This window comes from Mycolicibacterium peregrinum (genome assembly GCF_001665625.1).
GTDB classification, from domain to species: domain Bacteria; phylum Actinomycetota; class Actinomycetes; order Mycobacteriales; family Mycobacteriaceae; genus Mycobacterium; species Mycobacterium peregrinum_B.
Genome location: NZ_LZSY01000004.1, coordinates 1 through 1,937, shown reverse-complemented (window position 1 = coordinate 1,937; position 1,937 = coordinate 1). Strand labels below are relative to the sequence as shown.

Below are 1,937 nucleotides of genomic sequence, written 5' to 3'. Positions count from 1 at the left end.
CGTTTTGTCGCGTGTCCGTTCGGCGGTGCGGGTGCGCGCATGTATCGGACCGGCGATCTGGCGTCCTGGGGTGCCGATGGCCAGCTGCGTTATCTGGGGCGTGCCGACGAGCAGGTCAAGATCCGCGGTTACCGCATCGAATTAGGTGAGATCCAAACAGCATTGGCCGATCTTGATGGGGTGGACCAAGCTGCGGTGGTCGCCCGGGAGGACCGTCCGGGGGACAAGCGGCTGGTGGGTTATGTGACGGGTTCGGTGGATGCCGGGGTTGTGCGTGCTGCGTTGTCGGAGCGGTTGCCTGGTTATATGGTGCCGGCTGCGATCGTGGTGCTCGACAGTTTGCCGTTGACGGTGAACGGCAAGCTGGACAAGCGTGCTCTGCCGGCTCCGGATTATGTCGAGGGGCAGCAGTATCGGGCTCCGGTCACTGCTGTGGAGGAGGTGTTGGCCGGGATCTATGCGCAGGTGCTGGGCTTGGATCGGGTGGGGATTGACGATTCGTTCTTCGATCTGGGTGGAGACTCCCTTTCTGCGACCCGGCTGATCAATGCCGTTAATGCCAGTCTGGACAGCAATTTTGCGGTACGTGCGGTGTTCGAGGCACCTACCGTGGCGGCACTCGCTGAGCGGGCCGCTGAAAGTTCAGGACAACGCCGTCCGTTGGTGGCTCAACGGCGGCCGGATGTCATTCCGTTGTCGTATGCCCAGCAGCGGTTGTGGTTCCTGGAGCAACTCCAGGGCCCGTCGCCCATCTACAACATGGCGGTGGCGTTACGGATCAGTGGGAATCTGGACACCGACGCGCTCGGTCAGGCTCTCACCGATGTCGTGGGCCGCCACGAGAGTCTGCGCACCCTGTTTGCGGCACCCGCTGGTGTGCCGCGGCAGGTGGTGGTGCCGGTGGAGGATGTTGACTTCGGTTGGCAGGTTGTCGATGTGAGTGGTTCCTCGCCAGCTGAGGTCGCCGAGATCATTGAAGGTGTGGCGGGTCACGCGTTTGATCTGAGTTGTGAGATCCCGCTGCGGGCGGTGCTTTTGCGAACTGGTGTTGATGAGTTCGTGTTGGCCGCGGTGGTGCATCATATTGCTGCTGATGGTTGGTCGGTGGCTCCGTTGGTGGCGGATTTGCAGTCGGCGTATGCCGCTCGTGCGGTAGGGCGGGGGCCGGAGTGGTCTCCGTTGCCGGTGCAGTATGTCGATTACACGTTGTGGCAGCGTGAGTGTCTGGGTGATCTGACCGACCCGGACAGTCGCATCTCCGGGCAGGTCGCGTACTGGGAGCAGGCGTTGGCGGGGTTGCCTGAGCGCCTTGAATTGCCTACTGATCGTCCTTATCCTTCGGTGGCTGATCATCGGGGTGCCAGCGTCCCGGTGTCGTTGCCCGCCGAACTGCACAAACGCGTCCGTGAAGTCGCGCGGGAGCACAATGTCACCACGTACATGGTGATGCAGGCAGCACTGACGACGTTGTTGTCGAAGCTGAGCGCGAGCTCTGATGTGGCGGTGGGTGTTCCGATCGCCGGCCGCGGAGACGTGGCTCTGGACCAACTGGTGGGGTTCTTTGTCAACACGTTGGTGTTGCGCGTCGACCTGACCGGCGACCCCACTGTCGGTGAGTTGTTGGACCAGGTTCGCCGGCGGAGCTTGGCTGCTCTTGAGCATCAGGATGTGCCGTTCGAGGTGTTGGTGGATCGCCTCAACCCGACCCGGTCGCTGGCTCATCATCCGTTGGTCCAGGTCGCCCTGGCCTGGCAGAACTTCACTGCAGACTCGCTGACCGAGTCGGCGTTGGGTGAGGCGCAAGTCAGCCCGCTGACGGTGGATACCCATGTCGCCCGGATGGATCTGACGTTCTCGCTTTCGGAACGCTGGGACGACGCCGGCGAACCCGCAGGCATCGGCGGCACTGTCGAGTTCCGCACCGATGTATTCGACAC

The 1,937-nt window shown here is 62.7% G+C and carries 1 protein-coding gene; it reads left to right on the top strand.

Annotated elements, in window-relative coordinates:
- Positions 1 to 1,937 (top strand): condensation domain-containing protein (locus A5779_RS00320; RefSeq protein WP_236734599.1); only part of this gene is annotated, 1,937 nt, incomplete at both ends.